This is a genomic window from Gordonia sp. PvP123 (genome assembly GCF_040547295.1).
Taxonomy (GTDB): Bacteria; Actinomycetota; Actinomycetes; order Mycobacteriales; family Mycobacteriaceae; genus Gordonia; species Gordonia terrae.
Map to the genome: position 1 here is coordinate 194,559 of NZ_JBEPPN010000001.1, position 17,269 is coordinate 211,827.

The following is a 17,269-nucleotide window of genomic DNA, read 5'->3' on the forward strand; positions in this document are numbered from 1 at the left end:
CGTTGTGCTCATTTCGTCCCCGCAACATCAGGAGTACCAGTCGTGTCCGAACCCAGATGAAGGCGCTCGACGTATTTGGCGATGACGTCGACCTCGAGATTGACCACAGTGCCGGGCCGGGCGGCGCCGAGATTGGTCTCGTTGAGGGTCGTCGGGATCAGGGAGATCTCGAACCAGGAGTCGTCGCCCGATCCGCCGACCGCCGACACGGTGAGGGAGACACCGTCGACGGTGATCGATCCCTTCTCGACGAGGTAGCGCGTGAGCGTCGCGGGAACGGCGATCCGCACGACCGTCCAGTTCTCCGACGGGCTGACCGCAGCTATCGTTCCCGTGCCGTCGACGTGTCCCTGCACGATGTGGCCGCCGAAACGACCGTTCGCGGGCATGGCGCGCTCGAGGTTGACGGTGCTTCCGGCGGCGAGGTCGGACAGCGAACTGCGGCGCAGCGTCTCGCCCATCACGTCGACGGTGAACTCACCGGGACGGAGGTCGACGACGGTCAGACACACGCCGTTGACGGCGATCGAGTCGCCATGACCGGCGTCGGCGGTGACCACTGGGCCGCGCACGGTGAATCGGGCGGCGTCGGAGAGATCCTCGCGGTCGGCGATGACGCCGAGTTCTTCCACGATTCCGGTGAACACGCACTCCTCCTGCTCGCTCGGAGCAGACAGGGCGGCCTCGTGTCGCCTGTTCTCTCGCATCCGGACTGTGACCGTCGGCTTCGGATTCGCACCGAATCTGCTGTCCCTGCCTGGTGGCAGGCGCTCGCGGGCTGGACGATGCGGATCCACCGCACCCTCATCACCGCCGGTGGGGAATCTCACCCCGCCCCGAGAACTGGTGACATCGACGCTAGCACGGTCCGCGATGTCAGTCGCATTGCGATTCCGGTGAGTGAAAAGCGTCGCCGACATGTCGCGTCGCTCAGTTGTCGCGCGAGGTTGTCGACGGTCGCGCCAGGGTGACGAGGACGTCCTCGCCGAGCCGGGTCACCGAGCTCGTTCGGAAGCGCAGGCCGTCGGCGAGGGTGGTCACCCCCGGGATCTCGACCGAGCTGCGACCGGCGCCCAGCACCAGCGGGGCGACGTAGGTGTGTACCTCGTCGACGAGTCCGGCCGCGAAGAACGCCCCCAGGATGTGTGGCCCGCCCTCGACCAGCACCCACAACGCGTCGGGCAGTGCTGTGAGGACGTCGGCGGGATCGTGGGAGTCGACCTGGATCAGCGGGCCGCCGGCGGGCTCGCGGAGACGGGCGTCGGCCGGGAGGTCGCGATGGCCGAGAACGACCCGCGCCGGCTGGTGCGGATACAGCATGCCGTCGGCCGTGCGCGCGGTGAGCGTGGGGTTGTCGGCCAGCGCGGTGCCGGTACCGATGACGATGGCGTCGATCCGGGCGCGCTGTGCGTGCGCGTGATCGCGGGCCGCCGGACCGGTGATCCACTGGCTGGTGCCGTCGGGCGCGGCGATCCGGCCGTCGATTCCGGCGGCGATCTTCGCGGTGACGTGCGGGCGGCCGAGACGCTGCCGGGTGAGCCAGGGGCGGAGCGGACCGTTCTCGACGTCGGCGGTGCCGACTCCCCCGGTGACGCGCACCCCGGCGGCCCGCAGTGTGTCGGCGCCGCCGGCGGCGACCGGGTTGGGGTCGCTCACCGCGTAGTGGACCTCGGCGATGCCCGCCTCGACGAGGGCCTGCGCGCACGGGCCGGTCCGACCGGTGTGGTTGCACGGTTCGAGGGTGACGATCGCGGTGCCACCGCGCGCGGCGTCGCCCGCGGCTCGTAGTGCCATCACCTCGGCGTGCGGTCCGCCGGGTGGTTGGGTCGACCCGACGCCGACGACAGAGCCGTCGGCGTCGAGGATGATCGCGCCGACGGGCGGATTCGGTGAGCTGATCCCCATCGCCTCCCGGGACGCGCTGATCGCGCGTTCCATGGCGGCGGCGATGTCCATCGGGTCAGCCCTGGCTCTGAGCCCGAGCGGTGGCGGCCGATTCGCGGAGCGCGGCGACGGCCTGTCCGGGGTCGTCCGCACCGTAGACGGCCGATCCGGCGACGAAGCAGTCGATGCCGGCCTCGGCGGCCTCTTCGATCGTGTCCGCGTTGATGCCACCGTCGATCTCGACGAGCAGTCGCAGATCCTCGGAGTCGATGAATTTCCGGATGGCGCGGGCCTTCTCGAGGACCTCAGGAATGAACTTCTGACCACCGAAGCCCGGTTCGACGCTCATGATCAGCAGGGTGTCGAAGTCGCGCAGGATCTCCAGGTACGGTTCCAGCGCGGTTCCCGGCTTGATCGAGAGCCCCGCCTTCGCCCCCGCCGCGCGGATGTCACGGGCGACGCCGATCGGGTTCTCGGTGGCCTCGGCGTGGAAGGTGACGTTGTGCGCGCCGGCCTCGGCATACGGCGGCGCCCAGCGCTCCGGGTTCTCGATCATCAGATGGCAGTCGAGCGGGATGTCGGTGGCCTTCAGCAGGCTCTCGACGATGGGGAGTCCCAGGGTCAGGTTCGGCACGAAGTGCGCGTCCATGACATCGACGTGCAACCAATCGGCGCGGGTCTCGCCCGGCCGCGCCACGGCAGCGGCCTCGGCCGCGAGGTTCGCGAAGTCCGCGGAGAGGATGGACGGGGCGATCATGGGCGCGGTACCAGCGGTGCACATGGTCGACAAGTGTAGGGCGCGGGGTTCGTACGGACGAAAGCGCTCCGGGGTCTCAGAGGCCGTTGGCAGGCCAGCCGGGTGTGGGTGGCAGCACCGGCCACGGCTCGGGTCCCGTCTCGACCCCGACTCTCGGAAGGTCGGGGTTCGGCGGCAAAGCGTTGCAGGCGACGACATCAGCTCGATTCTCGGGGCCGACTCCCAATCGGTTGAAGTACGACGCCTTCCAGCTGCCGAACATCGACGTGAGGGGCGTGGTCTGAGAACCTCGTCGATCAGCGGGTGGCAACCTCTGTCCCGTGCGCACGAATTCGATCGTTATCGGAGGACCCCATGGAAATCGAACGTTGCGCCACTCGACACCGCCACCGTCCGATCGTTGCTCGATCGACAGCAGCTCGCTGCGGCAAATTATCAATCGACTTCGGTCAGCCGCGTCTTCGCGCCGAAGGGGAAACAAAAAGAGCGTATTCACCACTCGACTTGTCTGACTGTTGCTCGCCACCAAACGGATTTGCTCGTCGGTGCCTGGTGGCGATGCCGCTGCGAATCCGGGATATCCCCACTCCATCGATTGCCCCTCAAACGCAAGTTCGAACGACTCCGTGTACGCGCGGACAAACGTCCCCTCCGAACTCGCGAGGTCAAGGACATCTGTCGGACTCCAGCGGAAGGACATATTCAAATCTGGCGGTAGTCGCTTCCCAGGCGGCTCCGCCGGAGAACTACTCGCCGGCTGCTCGACTGGTGACGGTGTCGCACCACAGCCGGCGACGAACAATGCCGTAAGAAGGAAAGCCGACACACAGACCAGACGAAGTCTCGGCGAACGCCCCTCGTCGCCCCTACCGCTTGTAAGCATCTTCTAAGTTCTCGTTGTGCCGAAGCGCGAATGAGTTGATGTCTGATTGCAGCTTCTGCTGGATGAAGGTTGCAGCTCGACTTTCGTCGGTGCCGTCGGCCATCACGCCGGAGCGCTTCATCTCGCCAAAGTCTGGGTTGCTCTCCGGCGAGTACAGAATCTGAAACTCAGGATCATCCGCGAGCTCCGGGTGGCTTTCGAAATACCCGCGGAGAATTTGAAGGTATTTGGCGTTGGGATCAATCTCGTCGTCGAACATGTCTTTACGTAGCTGCTGGAGTTCTGGATCGGGCTTGATCGTGTCCGGATCGGTCGGTAGTCCGGACAGATCCAACTTCACCTGTGGCGCCGCGGTGTCGATGAGCAGCTTGACAGCCGGATCAAGACCTGGAACCGCGGTGAGAAGCGCCTTCGCGCTGTCGAACATGGCGCCGGCGACCGCCGCGTCGTGGGCGGCCAGGTGTCTGCCGTCGATCTTCGTTTCCTCGATGTGTGCATCCAGTCCGCCGATCATGGCTCCTTCGAGGCGTCCGGTGACCTCTCCGAGCCCGTAGTCGTGCGGGTTCTTGCCGAACTCCTGTTGCATCACATCGATCTGCAGGGCGGTCAAGGAGTTGACAATCCTTCCTGCGGCTGCATCCGAGTTCAGTATTTCGAAGGTCGACTTCAAGTCGCTCGCGTCGACTTCCGACACTCCATGCGTGTGAAAGAGCTGTGGATCGGCGCCTGCCAGAACTGCAGTGTGCGAGCCGATCGCGGAGGCCAGCGTGCGAGTGAGCTCGGGGTTGAGTTCGCCCAGCGCCGGTTTCCGATCTCCGATGTCGATCAGCGCATCTTTGTTGTCGCCGAAGTACTGCGTGAGCGCAGTCGAAATATTGCCGGCTCGCTGGCTTTCGAGTATTGCCTCCGGAGAACTGCCGTCCGGCGCATATGCCGCGCCTGGCATCCAGTTGAAGAGTTTGTTGATGCCGTCGCTCTCACGCCCCGCCTCATCGGTCCAATCGAACGTCAGTAGATGCTTGAGGGCTTCGGCATCCTTGAATGACCGCTCGGTGCCGTCCATATCGAACGTCGTCGGCATCGTGCTGCTGGACGGATTGCCGGTTGCCGACATCACTGCGTCGTGTACCGCGATGTGATCACTGCCCGCGACCCCGAGCATGTGAACCAGGAGACTTTCGACTTCGCCCTTACCGACGAGATTGTGATCCAACAGGCCCGGATTGGAGGCATATTCAGTGGCACCTGCACCTGCGATCTCACTGGCTCTCGCGATCAATGCCCGGTCTACGTCGCTTCCCAACTGCACGGACTCCGAACCGTACACTCCACCTGCCGGATCGACCGAGCGATGTTCCAAGATGTCCATCACCGACGTGAGGTCGTCGAAGGTCTTCAGATCGGTGACCGACCTGTGGCCGCCGGAGTGCGCGCCTGAGTCCGGAACCGTCAGCCGCCCCTTACTCGCAGCAGATTCGGTCAGCGCGTCTCGGATCGGCGTCGGGAGCTGACTCATCCCGCCGGTCACGAATGGTGCTTGAGTCCCCCAGATCTCGGCAAACACATTCGAGTCGGTCTGCCCGGTCCGCAGGTTGCGGTTCCCGAGCATGTACACACCGTCAGCGAGACTCTGCTTCAGAGTTTCTCGCTCAGCGCCGGTGTACTTGTCGCCGAACGACACCAAGGCGCCGAGGGACAGTGGGTGCCCTTCGGGACCGCCACCCCAGTTCGGCGTATAGATCGCCTTCAGGTAGTCGAACTGCTCCTTGGGAATGACCGCAGAATCTCCGCGGGCCAGCGCTGCACGCTGTTCCGGGGTCAGGCTGGTCGCGCTGAAGAACCGATCCTTCTGCTCCCTCGTGGCGGTCCCACTCATGATGGCTTGGACATCGATACTGGCCTGGCCCGGTGAGTAGCTCGACGCCAACGGCGCATTGCCCTCCGCGTCCCCGAAGGCCGTCGCGAGCACTCGCGCCCCATTGCGATCGTCCTCACCCATCTGGTCTGCCAGTGACTGAAGCGAGAGGGTGGCCGTTTTGGCTTCTTCAGAACGCGACGCCTGGTCGGCGAGAATCGCACTTTCGGTCGCGCTCCCCGCCTCCACGCCCTTGAGCTCGGCCGCATAGTCCCGGGTGTCTCGTACAGTCCAGTCGTCGGCAACGCTGAATTTGTCCCGTTCCAGTCCGAGCGCGCGAAGCAGCGCCGTGGTGCGATTCGGGCCGATCGCTGACGAGGTATTTCGTAGGACGTTGGCAGCGTGGGTGAGGTCGGCGCCGAGCTTGTTGATCTCGACCCGATCAGAGCCGGCGCGGGCTTCACATCCGAGCTGTGAGGCGCCGACCCACCCCTTCGAGTCACCGGCCCTCATCGGCGCGTCCGCCATCGCCTGCGTCTGTTTCCGTAGACCATCCACCCCGGCGTCGAGCGCGTTCGCCGCAGCATCCAGCGACATCACGTCCCACCCATTGACAATGGACCTCGATGGTCGTGACATCAGAACTCGCTGATCGCGCGGAAGCCGCTGGCCAGTGACTCCTCCGTGTCGGCAACGTCTCCGGCTGCCTGGTAGCAGGTCTGCGACACCTGGTCCATCCTCGCCGCCGCGCGACCCAACAACGAACGAACAGTGCCGTCTTTGCCTGCGCACGCCGCGCCGATCGCCGACGCCGGCATCGCGGCCGACGCATCATCGAACGCAGACTTCCCCGACCACAACGCTCGCGTCTCCGACGAGCATCGAGCCAGTGTGTCGCCGACGCCGGTGATGATTCCCAGCTCCTCGACCCCGAACCGCTCAGCCATACAAACCCCCGAGTTTGCAGCAATCTACGACATGGCACACCGCCACGACGAACAACCTAGTACGACATCACCCCGCCACGCGTCCTCTATCCACACTCAGGACGCGGCGAGAATCTGGATCAGGCGCGTTTCGACGCCACTCCGTGTCCTCGGCCGGTGCCCGACCGCAGGTGGAGGCGCGTTCCGATGTCGGGCCCTGGTCGGTGTGATCACGTCGATCACGCGCACGCCGTCGACGACCTTCACGTCGTAGTACCAACCGCGGGCCTCCTTCGCGCGGTTGTGCACGACGCAGGTTCCGTCGGCGTTGACGGCGCTGGTCGGGCCGTGGCGGCGATGCGGTGTGGCGTGGTCGATCTCAGCGACCGGCGCACCGCAATACGGGGTGCGGCACCGTTGATCTCGTAGACGGATGTATCCGGCGAGTGCGGTCGGAAAGCCGCGCGATCGCGATTCCATCGTCACCAGCGCCCCGTTCGACGGTCGGGCATACAGGCGGCGGAGCGTCGACGCGGTCTCACCCTCCGGTGTCACCGAATCAGCGACCAGGTGTCGGGCGACGGTCGCCGGGATGGGTCCATACCCGAGGACGTCCGCAGCCGAATCGTCGAACCCCAGCAAGGACTGCTCGGAAAGGACGAGATTCAGCGCCACCGGCGTCGGCTCGGCGACGGAACGACCGGTGACGCGTTCAACCAGGGTGTCGGCCATGACTTCTGCGTGCGAGCGGCCATCGGACCCGCGCACCGAGTCGGCGTGTTTCTTGAGCGCCGCGTACACCGCGATGCCGTCCGTCATCGGCAGAAGTGCCGAGAACTGCGTCATCAGGTCGGGTGCCGGCCGGACGCTCACGTGACGATCCTTTTCCGCCTTGGCCTTCCGAGCCACCACTGCTTCGGGTTCCAACTCATAGGCATGAGACTTGGCGAGCGCCTCGATCTCGCGGTCGGACATACCCACCAGCGCCGCTGGATCACCGCAGATGCGACGGTCGACCTCCTCACGCGATTCACGTATCAGGAAGGCGGTCTCACGAACCAGGATCGTCGCGCGCCACTCGGTGAGGACTCCTGCGGTGAGCGCCGCCAGAGTATGCGGCATCTCGTGCGCCAGGGCGCGGGCGAACCCGAGGCACTGACTCCCCTTGCGAGGCGACACCTTCCGTGCCAGACCCACTTCGGCAGCCAGGCCGCGCCCGCGCCGCCGTTGAGGGACGTTGCGCGCGGCCTCGTCAGCCGCGCGTAGGTCATCGAGATTCGCAGTCTCACGCACCTGAGCCGCGGTGCAGGCCGACTTGATCTCCTCGAGAAGGGTGAGCCTGCCCACCGATTCCGACTCGTCGAGGCCGACCGGCATCGCTGACAAGCCATCCACGATGGCCCGCAGATGGTCGGTACCCAAGAAGGATTTTATGTCCGGAGATGCCTCGTACATACATTCGATAGTACCTGAATATGCGCTGTTTGGGAGCAAGTTTACGCAGCTCCGAGCAGTCTCTTTCATTTAGCCGTTGAGTTCAGTGAACAATCCTGCAACACTTAGCCACATGGCACATGGTTCGGCACCTCTGGACGACATCTTCGGCGCTCTGTCGGATCCAACGCGCCGCGCAGTCGTCGAACGACTGGGTCATGGGCCGGCGAGTGTCGGCGAACTCGCCGACCCCTTCCCCATCACCCTGCCGTCGTTCATGAAGCATCTCCGCGTTCTGGAGGACAGCGGGCTCGTCTTGACCAAGAAGGTCGGACGCACGCGGATGTGCACGCTCGACAGGCGCCGTATGCGCCGTCTGTCCACGTGGCTCGAACACCAACGCACCGTGTGGACCGAACGCACCGACCGTCTCGAAGACTTCGTCACCGACACCGAGGAGACACCATGATCGACCCCGAACTCGACCTCACGCTGCACCGGGTGATCCGCGCTCCGCGACAACGGATCTGGGATGCCTGGACCCGACCGGAGCTGTTCGCCAAGTGGTGGACGCCGGCTCCGACGGTCACCCGCGTCGACCGACTCGAAGCCAAGCCCGGCGGCGCGCTCGTGACCCGGATGAGCGAGGACGGAACCACTTTCGTCCCACACATGGACGCTGTCTTCCTGGTCGCGGACGCCCACGAGCGCCTGGTGTTCACCAATGCCGTCGACAGCTCATGGCGTCCCGCCGATCCATCGCCGGTTCCCATGACCGCGGAGATCACCCTCGGCGAACACGAGGACGGGACCGAATACAACGTCGTGGTGCGCCATCGCAGCCCGTCCGACCGTGACCGACACGACGAGCTGGGGTTCTACGACGGCTGGGGTTCGGTCACCGCTGCGCTCGCGGCCATCGTCGAAAACGAAGTCGTGCAGTGAAGATCACCGTCACCGAGTTCGTCACGCTCGACGGGGTCACCCAGGGTCCCGGCGCCGCCGACGAAGACACCTCCAACGGATTTCACGCGGGCGGGTGGCTGGTACCTCACATGGACGAGTACTTCATCCGCCAGGCGTCGGAGTGGCTCGATCTGGCCGACGGACTGCTTCTCGGGCGGCGCACCTATGAGGCATTCGCCCGCGATTGGCCCGCGATCACCGATCCCGACGACCCGTTCACCGCTCGGATGAACGGGCTGCCGAGGTACGTGGTGAGCACGTCGCTCACCGATACGGAACTGGAGTGGCAACCGGCTACCCTGCTGTCCGACCACCCCATCGACGCGATCCGGGACCTGCGCGCGGACTCCGATCGAGAACTGCAGGTGCACGGGAGCGCGATGCTGGCGGCCGCACTGCTCGAGGCCGGCGTCGTGGACGTTCTCCGTCTCGTCGTGGCTCCGACCGCACTCGGCTGCGGGTGATCGCTGTTCGGACGCAACGAGATCGGACTCGGATTCCGGCTGATTCGGCACGATGCCACTGCCGGGGGGGCTGTTGATCCTGGAGTACGAGCCGGTGGGTCCGGCCGCGGTCGCGGACTACGCGGGGGCCCGTTCCGTGATGGGCACCTAGTCCCGCGTCAACGCCGCCAGGAACATGGCGTCGGTGCCGTGGACATGTGGCCAGAGCTGTACGTGGGGGCCGTCGCCCAACAGGTCCGGGCCGAGTTTGCCCACCGTCACGAGCGGGCGGGCATCGAGTTGGCGCACGCCGTCGACCGATGCCACCACGTCGGCCACCACCGCGGTCGTCTCGGCCGGGTGTGGCGAACACGTCGAATAGACCACCACACCACCGGGTTTGACCAACCGCAGGGCTTCGGTGAGCAGTTGCTGCTGGAGGACGACGAGTTCGTCGACGTCGGCAGCGGTCCGGCGCCACCGGGATTCGGGGCGTCGGCGGAGCGACCCCAGCCCCGAGCACGGGGCGTCGAGCAGGATCCGGTCGTAACCACCATCGAGCCCACTGGACCGGGCGTCGGCGACATGGATGGTCACCGGCAGGTCGGACACGACCTTGCGGATCAGGCCGGCACGATGCTCGGATACCTCGACCGCATCGAGTCGGGCACCGTCGATCTCGGCGAGCGAACCGATGAGTGCGGCCTTTCCGCCGGGGCCGGCGCACATGTCGAGCCATCGACCGCCGTCGTCGGCGACCTCCGCCACGGTCACCGCACGAGCGATCAGCTGACTGCCCTCGTCCTGCACGCCCGCGTACCCCTCGCGAATCGCGGCGACGTCGCCGGGATCGCCGCCCGGCAGGTAGACGCAGTACGGGGAGAAGTCGCCGACCTCGCCCTCGCTGGTGAGAGCGAGTTCCTCGGCGGTGATGAGACCGGGACGCGCCACGAGATGCACCGGCGGTCGCTCGTCATCGGCGGCCAGCGCAGCCTGCAGCTGTCCCGCCGAACCGCCCAGCGCATCGCGGAACACCTCCGCGATCCATCGTGGATGCGCGTACTGGAAGGCGAGGTAGCCGACGAGGTCGTCGGCAGGTGACGGAGCGAGCTCCTCCACCCACATGTCCTCGTCCTTCTGCGATACCTTGCGCAGCACGGCATTCGCGAAACCCGACGGCCCCATTCCGTTCTCGGAACGCACCAGATCGACCGACGTGGACACCGCGGCGTGCGCACCGACCCTCGTCCGCAACAGCTGATAGGTACCCAGGCGCAAGACGTCGAGAACCGTGCCGTCGATGTCGGCGATGGGCCGTTTCGCGGCGGCCGAGATCACCGCGTCCAGCAAACCCTGTGCTCGCGCCGCACCGTAGGCCAGTTCCGTGGCGAAGGCAGCGTCGCGTCCTTCGATTCTTCTGTCCCGCAGCATCTTCGGAAGAACGAGGTTGGCGTAGGCGTCGCGTTCGCGCACTGCGCGCAAGGTGTCGCGGGCCGCCACGCGGGCGGGATCGAGATCCTTCTGCCGGAACTTCCCGCTCATCCCAGTACCGTCCCGTCGGTCAGACGCGCGCCGCGGGCCCAGTCGGGCGCGGGCATCGGCTTCTTTCCGGGCGGTTGCACGGTGCCCAGTGTCACCGGCTGCGAGCCCGTTCCGACGAACACCGCCTTCTTGCTGACCGCGAGAGCACCGGGCGCGAGTGAACCATCCCGCACCGCCTCGGGCAGACCGGGATCATCGGTCGACGACACGATCGACACCGACCCCACCTTGATCCGCGCGTCGTCGAGACTCGTCCACGGTCCGGGGGCGGGGGTGTACGCGCGGATCAGTCGATCGATGATGTGCGCCGGCAGGTCCCATCGGACCTTGGCGTCGTCGACCTCGATCTTGGGCGCGTGGCTCACGCCGGCCGTGGGCTGTGGTTCGGGGGCGAGTTCGCCGGCCTCCAGGCCGTCGAGGGTGGACAGCAACAACCCCGAGCCGGCATCGGCCAGCCGTGCCAGGAGGTCGCCGCTGGTGTCGGTGGGCCGGATGGTCTCGGTCAGCACGCCGAAGACCGGGCCGGTGTCGAGGCCCTTCTCGAGCCGGAACGTGCTGGCGCCCGTCACCTCGTCGCCGGCCGCGATGGCGGCCTGGACCGGAGCCGCACCGCGCCAGGCGGGCAGCACCGAGAAATGCAGATTGATCCAGCCGTGTCGCGGGAGGTCGAGCAGTCCGGGTGGTACGAGCCCGCCGTAGGCCACGACGGCGCCGCAGTCGGGAGCCCAGCGCCGGAGCACGTCGTCGACCTCCGGCTCGGACAGCCGACGCGGGGTGATCACCTCGAGCGAGTGTTCGTCGGCGAGTAGGCCGACGGGAGACCGCATCACCTTGCGGCCGCGGCCGGACACCGCATCGGGGCGGGTGATGACCCCGACGACCTCATGCGACGGCGAGTCGATGAGGGCCTGCAACGACGGCACGGCGACCTCGGGGGTCCCGGCGAAAACGATGCGCATTCATCCGATCGTAGGCGGGTCGATCTGCACCCGGATCGGCCCGGTCTGCCGATGCGTGTTCCGGCGGACCTGGCCCGCGACGAGTGCCTCCGCGAGGAACCGTCCGTCCTTGCGCGGCAACCGCACCAGAATTCGATCCATCTCGTCATCTGCCGCGGCCTCCCAGTCAGCGCTTCCGGCGGGGGGCCGCACTCCTGGAGGTAGGGGCACGGGTCCGAGAACGTCCGCGTCAGTGGGCAATTCGAGATGCTCGACGAAGTCCGTGATCACCCCGGTCGGTCCGTCGACCGAGGCCATCGTGACGGCCGGCGGAAAGCCGAGTTCCACCCGCTGCCGCAACTGGATCGACGCGAATCCCACCGGGTCCCAACGGATCAGCGCTTGCACGGGAGCCAGTGACGAGTCGGCGACGATCACCACCCGACCGCCATCGCCGTGCGGCGTGACCATCGCGGCGAGTGCCATCCAGCGGCGGACCGCGTGCTCCTCGGCGCGCAGGTCGGCACGGTCGAGCTGCGCCCAGGTGTCGACGACGACCGCCGCGCCGTACCCGCCCGGAGCCACCGGTTCGGCGCCCGGTGTCGCGACCACGAGCCGCGCACCGGGTTCGATCTCGTCGAGGATCGTGTCGCCCCCGCTGGTCAGGACGGGCACACCGGCGAACGCGCGGCCCAGCTCCTCGGCCGTCCGGCGGGCGCCGGTCACCGTCGCCCGCACCGAGGTGTTGCCGCACTCCGGGCAGCGGAAGGACCGTTCGGGACGCCCACACCATCGGCAGCTCAGCCGCTGGTCGGCGTCGAGTTGGAGGGGACCGTGACAGGCGCGGCAGCGCGCGTGTTCCCGGCAGCGCGTGCACGCCAGCGACGGCACATACCCGCGCCGCGGGACGCTGAACACCACCGGACGATCGGCCGCGAACGCCGAGCGTGCCGCGTCGAACGCGACTTCGGGGATACGTGCCGACCTCGCCATGGGGTCGCGTGCGATCTGGCGGTCGTCGTCGGAGATGGCCTGGACGCGTGGGCTGCGGCCACGGACGGTCGCGCGATCGGCGACGAGATCGTGCGCCCAGCCCGACGCGACCAGCGCCTGGGCCTCGGCGGTCCGGGCGAAACCGCCGAGCAGCAGGCCGCATCGCTCGTGGTGCGAGCGCAGCACCGCAACCTCGCGGGGGTGCGGATACGGCGCCCGCGGGTCCGACATGCTGTCGTCGCCGTCATCCCACACCACGACGAGGCCGAGATCGGCGACCGGCGCGAACACCGCGCTGCGGGTGCCGATCACCAGTTGCGCGGCGCCCCGCCGCACGGCCAGCCACCTGCGATAGCGCGCGGTGGGTCCGAGACCGGCCGACAGCGCGACACCACGATCGCCGATCAGCGGCTCACACTCCGCCCATACGCGATCGAGATCCCGCTGATCGGGGACGATGAGAATGCACCCGCGCCCGGACGCGAGCGTCGCCGCGGCGAGCTCGGCGAGACGACGTGGCCAGTCCTCCCCCGGCAGGGCCTGCCAGACGGCGCGCGGATGGCCGTCGACGAGATTCTCGACGTAGGAATCGGCGAGCGGATACCGATGCCAGTCGGCGAGCTCGGGCGTCTCCACGACGGAAGTCGGTTCTGGAGTCGTCTCCTTCTCGGTGCGCGCGTGCCGCGGCGGGATCGCCAGACGCACGACGTCGCCCATGGTCCCCGCATACCGATCGGCCACGGCGCGACATAGCGTCGCCAGTTGCGGGGTCAGCACCGGTTCCGCGGACACGACACGGTCGAGCCATCCCAGCTTGCCGGGGTGATCGCTCTTCTCGATGCGATCGAGAAGGTAACCGTCGACGAGCCGGCCGGAGAATCGCACGCGGACGCGCACGCCGGGCTGCGCGGCCTCGTCCTGGTCGGCGTCGATCAGGTAGTCGAACGGCCGGTCGAGATGCGCGAGTCCCAGAACAGGCAGAACACGGGCCACCGGCAGCTCAGCGGCCGGGACCCGTGCTCCTTTGGGTGTCAGTGAGAGTACTTCCGCAGAGGGTCTACAGACCCGCGGCGGCCCGCAGCTTCTCCGCGCGGTCGGTCCGCTCCCACGGCAGGTCGACGTCGGTGCGGCCGAAGTGGCCGTAGGCAGCGGTCGGCGCGTAGATCGGGCGCAACAGGTCCAGGTCGCGGATGATCGCGAGCGGACGCAGGTCGAAGTTCTCCTTGATGACGCGCTCGATGACGGCCGGATCGACCTTCTCGGTGCCGAAGGTCTCGACGAACAACCCGACCGGTGCGGCCTTGCCGATGGCATAGGCGACCTGGACCTCGATGCGGTTGGCGAGCCCCGCCGCCACGGCGTTCTTGGCGACCCAGCGCATCGCGTAGGCGGCGCTGCGGTCGACCTTCGAGGGATCCTTGCCGGAGAACGCGCCACCCCCGTGGCGGGCCATGCCGCCGTAGGTGTCGACGATGATCTTGCGACCGGTCAGCCCGGCGTCACCCATCGGACCGCCGAGGACGAACTTGCCGGTGGGGTTGACCAGGAGGCGGTAGTCGGTGGTGTCGAGGGTCGGCAGGTCGATCTCGGCGAGTACCGCGTCGACGACCTGCTTCTTGATGTCCGGGGTGAGGAGGTTGTCGAGGTCGATGTCGGCCGCGTGCTGCGTCGACAGGACCACGGTGTCCAGACGAACCGGCGTGTCACCGTCGTACTCGATGGTGACCTGTGTCTTGCCGTCCGGGCGCAGGTACGGCAGCGTGCCGTTCTTGCGCACCTCGGTGAGGCGGCGCGACAGGCGGTGGGCCAGCGCGATCGGCACCGGCATGAGCTCGGGGGTCTCGTTGGTGGCGTAGCCGAACATGAGGCCCTGGTCGCCGGCGCCCTGGCTGTCGATCTCGTCCTCCGAGATGCCGCTGCGGCTCTCGTGCGAGTTGAAGACGCCGCCGGCGATGTCCGGGGACTGCGCACCGATGGCGACGTTCACGCCGCATGACGCACCGTCGAATCCCTTCGTCGAGGAGTCGTAGCCGATCTCGAGGACCTTGTCGCGCACGATCTTGGGGATGTCGGCGTAGGCGGTGGTGGTGACCTCGCCGGCGACGTGCACCTGCCCGGTGGTCACGAGGGTCTCGACCGCGACACGCGCCTTCGGATCGTCGGTGAGGATGGCGTCGAGAATCGAGTCGCTGATCGCGTCACAGATCTTGTCGGGGTGTCCCTCGGTGACGGATTCGCTCGTGAACAGGCGTGACGAGGTGGTCATCAGATCCTCTCGAGATCTACGCGCGTCGGTGGTCGACGCGCCGCTGGCAGTGTCGGCCAGGTCCGACTGGCCGGGTGAATACATCCAACCTAATCGGTCGGTCGAGCTCCTCGACCATCAGGCACCAGTTGGCGCACTTCGTCAAGTATCCGGCTCGACATGAGTGTTTTCGACCCGAAGGGCAATGCGGTCTCGTCGCCGGTGGCGGCGAGCAACCAACCGGTGTTGTCCGCGGTCCCGAAGGCCTTGCCGTCGCCGACGGCGTTGACGACGAGCAGGTCACAGCCCTTGCGAGCGAGTTTTGCGCGACCGTGGTCGAGGACTCCGCCCGTCTCGTCGCCGGTCTCGGCGGCGAAGCCGACGATCACCGTCTCGCGGGGGATCCGGCCCTCGTCGCGGGCGGTGACCAGCCCGCGCAGGATGTCGGGGTTGGTGGTGAGTTCGATGGGCGCCGGGCCCGTGTCGCCCTTCTTGATCTTGGCGTCGGCGACGGCGATCGGGCGGAAGTCCGCGACCGCGGCGGCCATGATGACGACGTCGGCGTCGGCCGCGCGCTTGGTCATCTCGTCGGCGAGTTGTTCGGCGGTCGAGATCCGCACGATCGACACACCGGCCGGGTCACCCGGGTCGGCGGTGGACCCGGCGACGACGGTGACGCTCGCACCGCGTTGCGCAGCGGCGCGGGCAAGCGCGAAGCCCTGCTTGCCGGAGCTGTGATTGCCGAGGTAGCGGACCGGGTCGAGTGGTTCTCGGGTGCCGCCGGCACTGATGAGCACCCGGACCCCGGCGAGGTCGTATGGGAGTGCATCGGACCGGGCGAGGAGCAGTTCACCGATCAGTGCGATCTCCTGCGGGTCCGGGAGGCGGCCGCGGCCGGAGTCGGTACCCGTCAGGCGCCCCGACGCCGGGGTCATCACGACCGAGCCGTGGGACCGGAGCGTCGCCACATTGGCCTGCGTGGCGGGGTGCTCCCACATCTCGGTGTGCATGGCCGGGACGAACAGCACCGGACAGCGGACGGTCAGCAGCGACGCGGTCAGCAGATCGTCGGCGCGTCCCTGGGCGGCGCGGGCCATGAGGTCGGCGGTGGCCGGGGCGATGACGACCAGGTCGGCACCCTGCCCGAGGCGGACGTGGGCGACCTCGTCGACGTCGTCGAACACGGTCGTGGAGACGGGATTACCGCTCAGCGCCTCGAAGGTCGCCTTGCCGACGAACTCGAGTGCTGCCGGCGTCGGCACGACACGGACGTCGTTGCCGGCCTCGGTGAAGTGCCGGATCACCGAACAGACCTTGTAGGCCGCGATCCCGCCGCCGACGCCGATCAGGACGCGACGCCGGGTTCCGGTCGCTGTCGTCATCAGGGGGCCGGGACTATTCGCCCTCGGTGTGCTCGAGCAGGTCGGAGTGGATCTCGCGCATGGCGATCGAGAGCGGCTTCTCCTGGAGGCCGGGCTCGACCAGCGGGCCGACGTATTCGAGGATGCCGTCGCCGAGCTGGTTGTAGTAGTCGTTGATCTGGCGTGCACGCTTGGCCGCGTAGATCACGAGCGCGTACTTCGACGACGCGCGATCGAGCAGGTCGTCGATCGGCGGATTCGTGATGCCCAACGGCGTGTCGTAGGCCGGTGCGTCGGCGATCTCGGTGATGTCGAAATTGGTCGGGGTGCTCACACGAACTCCTGCGTCGAGGTCTGGGTGTCGGAAAGGGCCGGTCAGGTCGCGGATGCGGCCGGCTGTTCAGGTCCGACCAGCAAGGATACCAACTGATCGGCTGCTCGGTCGACTTCGCTGTTCACGATGACGTGGTCGAACTCGTCCTGAGCGGCCATCTCGGTGCGTGCGGTGGCCAGTCGGCGCTCGATGGCCTCGGGCGTCTCGGTGGCCCGGCCGGTCAGTCGGGACACGAGTTCGTCCCAGCTCGGCGGTGCGAGGAACACGGTGACCGCCTCGGGGAGTCGGGCGACGACATTGCGTGCGCCGACCAGGTCGACCTCGACCAGAACCGGCTTGCCGGCCTCCAGTGCGGCCAGGACCGGGGCGATCGGGGTGCCCGAACGCTGCAGGCCGCCGTGGATCTCGGCCCACTCCAGGAGCTCGTCGGCGGCGATCATCTTGTCGAAGTCGGCGGCGGAGACGAAGTGGTAGTCGCGGCCGTCGACCTCGCCGGGCCGCGGATCGCGGGTCGTCGCCGACACGCTGAAGTAGACATCGGGCATCGCGGCGCAGACCTTGGCGACCACGGTGGACTTGCCGACGGCCGAGGGGCCGACCAAAACGATCAGTCGACCCCTCGTGCGTCCGGTTCCCTCGCGGTCCGGGCGGTTGTTCACCGTCCGGACCACGGGTTCGTCCCGCTGCCGTATTCGGTTCGCTTGCTCA

Annotated in this window: 16 protein-coding genes and 1 riboswitch; of the genes, 3 read left to right on the forward strand and 13 right to left on the reverse strand. The window is 67.4% G+C overall.

Translation table 11 applies throughout. The features are described from left to right. Nucleotides 1-8: 8 nt before the first annotated feature. The 6 genes from ABIC25_RS00860 to ABIC25_RS00885 form a co-directional block, all read right to left on the reverse strand. Nucleotides 9-647, reverse strand: coding sequence for a riboflavin synthase (locus ABIC25_RS00860; RefSeq protein WP_101818961.1), 639 nt, complete (start codon nucleotides 645-647; stop codon nucleotides 9-11). A 44-nt stretch (nucleotides 648-691) separates the two neighbouring features. Continuing rightward, nucleotides 692-848: riboswitch (FMN riboswitch) on the reverse strand. 82 nt (nucleotides 849-930) lie between these two features. Beyond that, nucleotides 931-1,956, reverse strand: coding sequence for a bifunctional diaminohydroxyphosphoribosylaminopyrimidine deaminase/5-amino-6-(5-phosphoribosylamino)uracil reductase RibD (gene ribD, locus ABIC25_RS00865; RefSeq protein ID WP_354559551.1), 1,026 nt, complete (start codon nucleotides 1,954-1,956; stop codon nucleotides 931-933). 4 nt (nucleotides 1,957-1,960) lie between these two features. Further along, on the reverse strand, nucleotides 1,961-2,665 hold the full coding sequence (rpe, locus tag ABIC25_RS00870; RefSeq protein WP_239398599.1) for a ribulose-phosphate 3-epimerase: 705 nt from the start codon (nucleotides 2,663-2,665) through the stop codon (nucleotides 1,961-1,963). 842 nt (nucleotides 2,666-3,507) lie between these two features. Next, nucleotides 3,508-5,976, reverse strand: coding sequence for a TPR repeat domain-containing protein (locus ABIC25_RS00875; protein WP_354559843.1), 2,469 nt, complete (start codon nucleotides 5,974-5,976; stop codon nucleotides 3,508-3,510). Nucleotides 5,977-6,017: 41 nt separating this feature from the next. Then, nucleotides 6,018-6,326, reverse strand: a complete 309-nt coding sequence (locus tag ABIC25_RS00880) for a hypothetical protein (RefSeq protein WP_064570767.1) — start codon at nucleotides 6,324-6,326, stop codon at nucleotides 6,018-6,020. Between the two features lie 96 nt (nucleotides 6,327-6,422). After that, a complete protein-coding gene (locus tag ABIC25_RS00885) occupies nucleotides 6,423-7,682 on the reverse strand; it encodes a DUF222 domain-containing protein (protein ID WP_354559845.1) in 1,260 nt (419 codons plus the stop codon). A 190-nt stretch (nucleotides 7,683-7,872) separates the two neighbouring features. Here ABIC25_RS00885 and ABIC25_RS00890 point away from each other — a divergent pair, with 190 nt between their 5' ends. The 3 genes from ABIC25_RS00890 to ABIC25_RS00900 are packed head-to-tail and all read left to right on the forward strand — an operon-like array spanning nucleotide 7,873 to nucleotide 9,169. Continuing rightward, the gene (locus ABIC25_RS00890; RefSeq protein ID WP_064570765.1) at nucleotides 7,873-8,208 is read left to right on the forward strand and encodes an ArsR/SmtB family transcription factor; all 336 of its coding nucleotides are present in this window, start codon (nucleotides 7,873-7,875) and stop codon (nucleotides 8,206-8,208) included. Further along, on the forward strand, nucleotides 8,205-8,684 hold the full coding sequence (locus tag ABIC25_RS00895) for an SRPBCC domain-containing protein (RefSeq protein WP_354559553.1): 480 nt from the start codon (nucleotides 8,205-8,207) through the stop codon (nucleotides 8,682-8,684). Before ABIC25_RS00890 ends, ABIC25_RS00895 begins: the two co-directional genes overlap by 4 nt. Further along, nucleotides 8,681-9,169 carry a dihydrofolate reductase family protein gene (locus ABIC25_RS00900; protein WP_354559555.1) on the forward strand — a complete coding sequence of 163 codons (489 nt, stop codon included), beginning with the start codon at nucleotides 8,681-8,683 and terminating at the stop codon, nucleotides 9,167-9,169. The genes ABIC25_RS00895 and ABIC25_RS00900 overlap by 4 nt, the downstream gene beginning before the upstream one ends. Nucleotides 9,170-9,316: 147 nt before the next feature. On the opposite strand, the gene ABIC25_RS00905 is transcribed toward ABIC25_RS00900, so the two are convergent. The 7 genes from ABIC25_RS00905 to gmk all read right to left on the reverse strand — a co-directional run bounded on the left by ABIC25_RS00905 (nucleotide 9,317) and on the right by gmk (nucleotide 17,232). Further along, a complete protein-coding gene (locus tag ABIC25_RS00905; protein ID WP_354559557.1) occupies nucleotides 9,317-10,690 on the reverse strand; it encodes an RsmB/NOP family class I SAM-dependent RNA methyltransferase in 1,374 nt (457 codons plus the stop codon). Further along, on the reverse strand, nucleotides 10,687-11,649 hold the full coding sequence (fmt, locus tag ABIC25_RS00910; RefSeq protein ID WP_354559559.1) for a methionyl-tRNA formyltransferase: 963 nt from the start codon (nucleotides 11,647-11,649) through the stop codon (nucleotides 10,687-10,689). The genes ABIC25_RS00905 and fmt overlap by 4 nt, the downstream gene beginning before the upstream one ends. Continuing rightward, complete coding sequence (locus ABIC25_RS00915; RefSeq protein ID WP_004021984.1) at nucleotides 11,650-13,614, reverse strand: primosomal protein N'; 1,965 nt, start codon at nucleotides 13,612-13,614, stop codon at nucleotides 11,650-11,652. 64 nt (nucleotides 13,615-13,678) lie between these two features. Next, on the reverse strand, nucleotides 13,679-14,887 hold the full coding sequence (metK, locus tag ABIC25_RS00920; protein WP_004021985.1) for a methionine adenosyltransferase: 1,209 nt from the start codon (nucleotides 14,885-14,887) through the stop codon (nucleotides 13,679-13,681). A gap of 89 nt (nucleotides 14,888-14,976) precedes the next feature. Beyond that, a complete protein-coding gene (gene coaBC / locus ABIC25_RS00925; protein WP_354559560.1) occupies nucleotides 14,977-16,248 on the reverse strand; it encodes a bifunctional phosphopantothenoylcysteine decarboxylase/phosphopantothenate--cysteine ligase CoaBC in 1,272 nt (423 codons plus the stop codon). Nucleotides 16,249-16,261: 13 nt separating this feature from the next. Then, the gene (gene rpoZ, locus ABIC25_RS00930) at nucleotides 16,262-16,561 is read right to left on the reverse strand and encodes a DNA-directed RNA polymerase subunit omega (RefSeq protein ID WP_004021987.1); all 300 of its coding nucleotides are present in this window, start codon (nucleotides 16,559-16,561) and stop codon (nucleotides 16,262-16,264) included. A 41-nt stretch (nucleotides 16,562-16,602) separates the two neighbouring features. Beyond that, nucleotides 16,603-17,232, reverse strand: coding sequence for a guanylate kinase (gene gmk, locus ABIC25_RS00935; RefSeq protein WP_180819267.1), 630 nt, complete (start codon nucleotides 17,230-17,232; stop codon nucleotides 16,603-16,605). Nucleotides 17,233-17,269 lie beyond the last annotated feature (37 nt).

Excerpts from the sequence above, each read along its gene's own strand:
- metK (WP_004021985.1), bottom strand. The coding sequence starts at position 14,887 with ATGACCACCTCGTCACGCCTGTTCACGAGCGAATCCGTCACCGAGGGA.
- ABIC25_RS00875 (WP_354559843.1), bottom strand. The coding sequence starts at position 5,976 with ATGTCGCTGGATGCTGCGGCGAACGCGCTCGACGCCGGGGTGGATGGT.
- coaBC (WP_354559560.1), bottom strand. The coding sequence starts at position 16,248 with ATGACGACAGCGACCGGAACCCGGCGTCGCGTCCTGATCGGCGTCGGC.
- rpe (WP_239398599.1), bottom strand. The coding sequence starts at position 2,665 with ATGTGCACCGCTGGTACCGCGCCCATGATCGCCCCGTCCATCCTCTCC.
- fmt (WP_354559559.1), bottom strand. The coding sequence starts at position 11,649 with ATGCGCATCGTTTTCGCCGGGACCCCCGAGGTCGCCGTGCCGTCGTTG.
- ABIC25_RS00895 (WP_354559553.1), top strand. The coding sequence starts at position 8,205 with ATGATCGACCCCGAACTCGACCTCACGCTGCACCGGGTGATCCGCGCT.
- ABIC25_RS00880 (WP_064570767.1), bottom strand. The coding sequence starts at position 6,326 with ATGGCTGAGCGGTTCGGGGTCGAGGAGCTGGGAATCATCACCGGCGTC.
- ABIC25_RS00905 (WP_354559557.1), bottom strand. The coding sequence starts at position 10,690 with ATGAGCGGGAAGTTCCGGCAGAAGGATCTCGATCCCGCCCGCGTGGCG.
- ribD (WP_354559551.1), bottom strand. The coding sequence starts at position 1,956 with ATGGACATCGCCGCCGCCATGGAACGCGCGATCAGCGCGTCCCGGGAG.
- ABIC25_RS00885 (WP_354559845.1), bottom strand. The coding sequence starts at position 7,682 with ATGCCGGTCGGCCTCGACGAGTCGGAATCGGTGGGCAGGCTCACCCTT.
- ABIC25_RS00890 (WP_064570765.1), top strand. The coding sequence starts at position 7,873 with ATGGCACATGGTTCGGCACCTCTGGACGACATCTTCGGCGCTCTGTCG.